We start from the raw sequence: 6,900 nt of genomic DNA, 5'->3' as shown, positions 1-6,900 counted from the left end.
AACACTAAATATATAACAATCTATGTGGTTATATTATTCAATATCAATCTTATTGTTACAAATTAGTATCATTATCCTTAATTAAAAAATTATACAATAAAAAATAGAGGCGATATTTACTTCATATATAAATATCATCTCTATTTTATTATAATATATTTATTACTATAGAATAAAACATATCAACTTTTATGAATATTGTTAAAACTTTTAGCAACCGATTCTCCTAATACAATTTATAGCTTGTTGCTTTGTATCTTGGCATGCATCTCTTGTTCCTTGTTCATAACCTTCACAGTATCCTTCTTCCCTTCCCGCTTCAACGCCATCACAATATCCATTATTATAACCAGCATTATAAGCTGCTTCTAATGCATCAGCATTAGGATAATTGTTGCATCTATTATTACTTGTTGCTCCAAGAGTTCCTCTATTATTACATCTATTATTTGTATCTGTTTCCCCAAGAGTTCCGCTTCCATTCCTACATCTTCTTCTGCATCTGCAATTTCTGTTTTCCATTTTTCATCCTCCGTATTTCAATTTCTTACATTAAGTTAAAACCCATCTACCTTTATATTATGCAGGCTCTCTATATTTGCTATAGTATTCAATAAGAAAAATCAAGCTAAAGTGTGAGCTTAGCGAGTTTATATAATAATTCTAGGCTATGTATCATTTATCTATAGAAAAACACAGATAGAGGAGCCTAAGTGTCGGAACTTAATCTCCTCTATCTGTGTTTTCTAAATTTATGTTTGAGTTATTTTGCACAAGTATAAAATATCATGTTTCAACATATTAATCTATGGTATTTTATGTTTTTTATGAACTCTCACAAATTATTTATAAAAATAACTTAATAATATATAATTTATTCTTTAAACATGTATTTAATTTATACGTTTAGCATAGAAGAATATCTTGAAGTATTTATTAAAACAGATCATCGTTATGCTCGTTGGCGAAAGCCTGTATATCTTTATGCACCTGAGATTTAGCATTATCCCAAAAAACATCTAATTTCTTACCTTCATTTATATTCAACAGTATCTCAAGAAAATTAGACTCTTCTTTTGTTGTTTTCTAAGAATTTATTTCAATATTCATTAAGTTTAATTCGCTATAAATTCAACATTATCAATTTGGAGATTTGTCATATCTGTACTATCTTGCATAAATGAAATTATTAACATACCGCTTGTAACATTAACCTGTTGAGATATTTCAACATAAGAATCTCCATGCGGTATTTCAATTGAAGCTGCATTTTCTCCAAATCCAGATAATTGCAATTTAGACAATGTAGGATTTCCTACACTTTGTTTAACCATTGCTTTTACTGTATAAATACCATTAGGTAATTCAGTTACCTTTTGTTGTAATGATTGCTTTCCTTTTCCCCAGAAGTAGCATTTATAATTTCCTGAAAAAACATCGTCATCATTAACTCCAAATCCATCTTTATTTAGTGCAGTCCAGCCTGATGCATCACCTTTTTCAAAATTTCCATTAGTTATTTTTCCAACTGACTCAGGCAAATCAACTATATATCCTTCATCACCAGGTTTAAGAATTTTAGCTTCTTTTGATATAACTTCCCCATTTTCATCCAATAATTGAATATCATCAATCTGTAAATTTGTTTCACCATTTACAGTTGATTTATAATTAAATGCTATATTTAACTTTCCATTTATAACATCTATAGAACCTTCTATTTTTATATAATCTTCACTATGCTTTATATTAACTTTTTCAGTATTATCACCAGAAGTTATTTCCATTGCTGCATAATCTGGAATTCCAGTATTTTGTTTTACCATAGCAGTTACTGTATATCTACCATTTTTTAATCCGACAACTGTTTGATCAATCTTTTGTGTATAAGGTTTTTTATCATAAAAATATAACTTATTATTTCCTGATGTCGCATCTGTTGCATCTAAGCCATAGCTTCTTCCAGTTATATTCCATCCCATATATCCATCTTCAAAGCCTGGATTATTTATTTGACCTGGTACACCGATTACATCATTATTTTTATCAATATTTTCAACATTTGATTTTTTAAGATAAATCATATTCCAATATTCTAATGATGGTACTGTAAATTCTATATAATTTCCTTTTTCGTCACTTCCTTTTGTAAATTGTAAATTTTGTGATTTACAATCATAAACATCAGGTGAGGCTAAGTACACTCCTTGAATATCTTGTGTAACATAATATTTAACATTAAAATTCTCTATTTTAGTTGGTTTAGATTTTAATCCGTCAGCAGCTCTCCAAGTATTATCCGAAACTCCTAAAAGATTTATCATTTGAATAATATCATAATTCGCATCTTTTTTGGCATATGTCCATATCTTATTAGCTTCGCCTATAGCACTATTAGCATATCCTTTGACCTCAATCTTATTCCCACTATTGATTTGTCCATCTCTTAATAAATTTTCATATGCAACTATAAAATCATAATATTTTCTTTCTCTTGCCTTTAATTCTTCATTCATAACAACATTTCTATTAGGAAAATATTCTTGAGTAAGCATCCTTGTATCATCACCTAGTTCAAGTCTAGATCCACCAGCTGCAAACACTGAGGCACCTGTTAACAATACTGGTTTTTCCTCATTATACTTGCTTCCTAAGTTGTAATTCATATATGCTGGTACTATTAATGATCTTCCTTTTGTCTCTATTCTTGCTTGATCAACAATACCTTTTAGTGCATCATATGTTGCAATACCATCCCAAGGCCAAACTTCTGTATATGCTCCATCTACATTACTTTCATTTACCTGTTCGTGTCCCTTATTTCCCACTGGATTCATTAATATATATTTATTAGGAAAAGCTTCTTTTGCAGAATTTAAAAAATCTTTAAATGTAGTAGTAATCGATACCGGAGTACCATCTGCTCTATATATTGTTCCAAAGTCACCAACAGTATCCATATGCCATCCATCAAAATCAAATGCATCAAAAACTTCTTTTTCTCTTCCAAAAATATAACTTTGCCATTCTTTGTTAGCTGGGTCCATAAAGTATAGATCCGATTCCCATCCATCAGGCATTTTCATTGTCCATTGTTCCGCATCAATTCCACCTTCATCCTTATATAATCCCCATTCTTTTTTTGCACCATCGGTCTCGTAATCTTTATATGCTCCATATATTAAGTTATATTCCATTGATGCCAGGCCTGCTTCATGTCCATTTTTAATATAGTCTTCTATTATAGATTTATATACATCATGTTTTGATAAATCTTTCCACTTATCCGCAACCTCTGAGCCTTCTTTTGGTATAGGTTCATCATGTTTATCCTGCCAATCATAATATTGTAATCCATTTATATGAAATTTTTTTAATTGATCTATTATATCTTTTGTATTAACATCTTTTTTATAATTAGTTAGATATCCATACCTCGGAAATTTGATCCAATTTGATGATACATCTACAGCTACTGATGATGATTCTATAACTTTTCCATCAGAATCTTTACATGTAATTTCAAGTAAATATCCTTTAAAATCTTCATTAGGTGCAACCCAATTTAAATCTATTTGTTTATCTTCACTTTTTCCAATTGTAAAACTTTGTTTTATTACATCTCCAATTTGTGTATCAAGGTATTTTGCTGCTAATTCCACAGTACCATTGGATATTTCATTTTCTGTGTAGTTAGCCATCTCAATATTTACTATCACATTTGAACCTGGCTTGTACATTGATTTATCCGTTGAAACGTCATATAATAATAATTTTTGATTGAAAGCCCCTTTCTCTGAAGTGTCTACTATTGGAATTTTATCAAAGCTATCGTATGCATATACAGTACTTGGTATAGCAAATAAATTTAATACAGTTGCAGTTGACATTATTGTTAAAGTAAATAAATTCTTTATTCTTTTTCTTGAATTTTTCATAACTCTTCCACCTTTTTAATTAATTAAAACTCCATCGTTTCCGATATTATAACCATTTATGGTTGTATTGGTTAACATTTTGCCATCTTTATCAAAATAGTACCATTTTTTATTATATTTCAACCATCCTGTAGTCATCTCTCCATCTGTCTTTAAATGATACCAGTTTCCAGAATCAAGTATCCATCCTATTGCTAACTTACCTGATCCTCTCAAATAATACCAGCTTCCATCTATATTTGCCCAACCAGTTGCCATACTTCCATCAGGATGTAAATAGTATAAATCATCTTCTAATTTTACCCATCCAGTTGCCATGCTTCCATCTGAGTTCTGATAATACCATTTATCACTTATGTTAACCCAGCCAGTTTGCATAATCCCATCTTTATTAATTAAATACCATTTCTCATCTACTTTAATCCAAGAATTTTTAATTTGCTTTCCTGACTCATCAAAAAATTGCCACCCATACTTGGTTTTAACCCAACCATTATTAATTTGTACTTCATTATTTGATATATCTTTATTACTATCATCATTACCACTGATAACACTATCTTCACTAGTTGTTTCATCAGTTTTTGCATATTCATTAATATTAGTCACATATCCCTCTTCAGATTCACTATCTCCCCAAGCAACTAAATTATTATTATTGTAAACATCTATATTATTTATCTGTGAAGGAATTGTATATTTTTCATCAAATCCATTACCACTAAATTCATATATTTTCCTTTTACCAAGCACCCATAAATTTCCTTCCGAGTCTATAGAATAATATGGCTTCAATAAATTCTTAATTTCATCTGAATCTACAGATGTTATAATTTCACCTTTAAGTCCTGTTTCAATAGATGGGTCGTTAACTTTATATATTTTATTTCTATTAATTTTTAAATCTTCATCTACCTTAGTCTGAAATCCGACTTGATTAACTTGAATTTTATTATTTTTCTTATCTTTATTAAATCTTACAATATATAAGTTCCCATTCTTAGCATACGTTTCTATATTGTACCAGTCATCATTTAATTTAGTTTGAGTCCAAGACTTATAGTCCGATTCTCCATTCATTTCATATGCAATAACTTCTTTTGGCATATTCGCTTCATCTGTCTTATCCCCTATTGCCTTTGAAATTTTCAAAATATAATTTTTGCTTTTCTCGCTATCAGGATATTCAATATTTATATCCATATCAGAAGTAAAATCAACACTAATATCAGCGTATATATAATTTGAATCTTGCGCAATTACCTCAAGTTTTTTTAAGCTAGCTACAATATTTTCGTTCCCATATTTTTCCCAAAATTTCTCTATATTAACTGTTTTAACCTTATCATTAACTGTATAGGCAAGTTTAATATTTGCAAACTCAGATATATCCATATATTTTTTATAATTATTTACAACTCCATAATATATAGGTAATTGATCATAATTTACAATAGCATGAGTATTACTAGTACTTCCTGTTGTATTTCCAGTATCTTCTCCCGTATCGCTATTGCTTTCACTTGATTCAGAGCCAGTTGTAGTATCTGTCGAATCATTCGCAGTTGGAGTTACTTCTTCTGTTGTTACTGAAATATTATCATCATATGAGATTATTACATCTCCATCTAATTGTGCATCAGATGTTACCTGAATAACTGGTTTTCCATTTTTCTCAACAACTTGTGCATCATATCCACAATAGTCTCTTATTCTTCCTGCTATATATTGTGATGCTTCATTTACATCTCCATTATATGTTTTTGCTTGTCCATCGGACTCTAGATTACTAGGATCATTTTCTGTTATTGAAAACCAAAATTGATAACTATCTCCAAGACTTGATGTTATACCTTCACCTTTTTTTAATGTGATATTCCTCCATTGATGCGCTGTTTGATCATTTATATCAATTGTTGTTGAATATTGTACTGCTCCACTAGTTGTAATTGAATCTACTGGTGGAATTGTTAATGAAATATTATTATCAGTTTCTACACTATTTCCTGGGCTGCCAGCATCTTCTCTATTGCCTGCTATATATTCAATATTTTTTGCAGGTACTGTTCTTGTTGTTACTGAAATATCACTATTATGCGATTGTATTACATTTCCATCTAACTGTGTATCAGATATTATTTGAATAACATACTTTCCATTTTCCTGAATAACTTCTGCATTGTGTCCACAGTAATTTCTTATTCTTCCTGCTATATATTCTGCTGCAGCAGATACATTTCCATTATATGTTTTTGCCTGTCCATCAGACTCTTTATTACTAGTATCATTAGTTGTTACTGAAAACCAAAATTGATAGCTATCTCCAAAATTCGATTCTATGCCATTACCTTTTTTTAATGTAATATTGTCCCATTCATCTGTTGATTTTGCATCTACATCAATTGTTGTTACATATTTCATATCTTGTCCATTATAGTTCGCACTATATTGATACCATACATCTCCAAATGCTCCTTTATTAGTAGCAATTCTTTTATCTAAGTTAAGATACTCTCCTACATCACTCCCGTATCTTTCTGTTTGTTTTAAATCTTTAATTAGATTTCTTTTAATATTATTCTCTTGGTCTTGTATGCTTTCGTCTTCAAACTTTCCTGTATCTAGATTAAATAAATTTTTGTTACCATCATCATCTAATTCTATATATTTGCTATCATATTTTATCGAATCATCATAGGCCTCCACATCTTCTAATTCATTATATTTTCCGTTTTTATAATATATTGTTTGCTCACTGCCATCAGTTCCTCTATAACCATCGTAGATATATTTGTTTGAATAGGCAAAAGCACTTGAAAAATCTCCTTCTTTTTCCTCTAACGCATCAACTGCAAATGCGTTTATTGATGAACCTAATGTTGTAATAGTTGTAGTACACATAATTAATGCAATTATTTTATTAGTTCTCTTAATCATAATATTATCTCCCTCATTTATAATT

3 protein-coding genes are annotated in these 6,900 nt (G+C 29.7%); all 3 read right to left on the bottom strand.

Annotation, left to right across the window (positions count from 1 at the left end; translation table 11 throughout):
• Nucleotides 1-210: 210 nt before the first annotated feature.
• The gene (locus tag CLCHR_RS14815) at nt 211-522 is read right to left on the bottom strand and encodes a hypothetical protein (protein WP_079440615.1); all 312 of its coding nucleotides are present in this window, start codon (nt 520-522) and stop codon (nt 211-213) included.
• Nucleotides 523-1,115: 593 nt separating this feature from the next.
• On the bottom strand, nt 1,116-3,938 hold the full coding sequence (locus CLCHR_RS14810) for a glycoside hydrolase family 66 protein (RefSeq protein ID WP_079440614.1): 2,823 nt from the start codon (nt 3,936-3,938) through the stop codon (nt 1,116-1,118).
• Between the two features lie 15 nt (nt 3,939-3,953).
• Nucleotides 3,954-6,875: an N-acetylmuramoyl-L-alanine amidase family protein gene (locus CLCHR_RS14805; protein ID WP_079440613.1), complete on the bottom strand. Its 2,922-nt coding sequence runs from the start codon at nt 6,873-6,875 to the stop codon at nt 3,954-3,956.
• Between the last annotated feature and the right edge of the window lie 25 nt (nt 6,876-6,900).

The sequence above is a fragment of the Clostridium chromiireducens genome, assembly GCF_002029255.1.
GTDB classification, from domain to species: domain Bacteria; phylum Bacillota; class Clostridia; order Clostridiales; family Clostridiaceae; genus Clostridium; species Clostridium chromiireducens.
Note: the sequence above shows the minus strand (reverse complement) of the source record. Positions and strands in the feature narration are given on the sequence as shown.

Bases quoted from the DNA above. Each gene is read 5' to 3' on its own strand.
- CLCHR_RS14805 (WP_079440613.1), bottom strand. From the start codon at position 6,875: ATGATTAAGAGAACTAATAAAATAATTGCATTAATTATGTGTACTACA.
- CLCHR_RS14815 (WP_079440615.1), bottom strand. From the start codon at position 522: ATGGAAAACAGAAATTGCAGATGCAGAAGAAGATGTAGGAATGGAAGC.
- CLCHR_RS14810 (WP_079440614.1), bottom strand. From the start codon at position 3,938: ATGAAAAATTCAAGAAAAAGAATAAAGAATTTATTTACTTTAACAATA.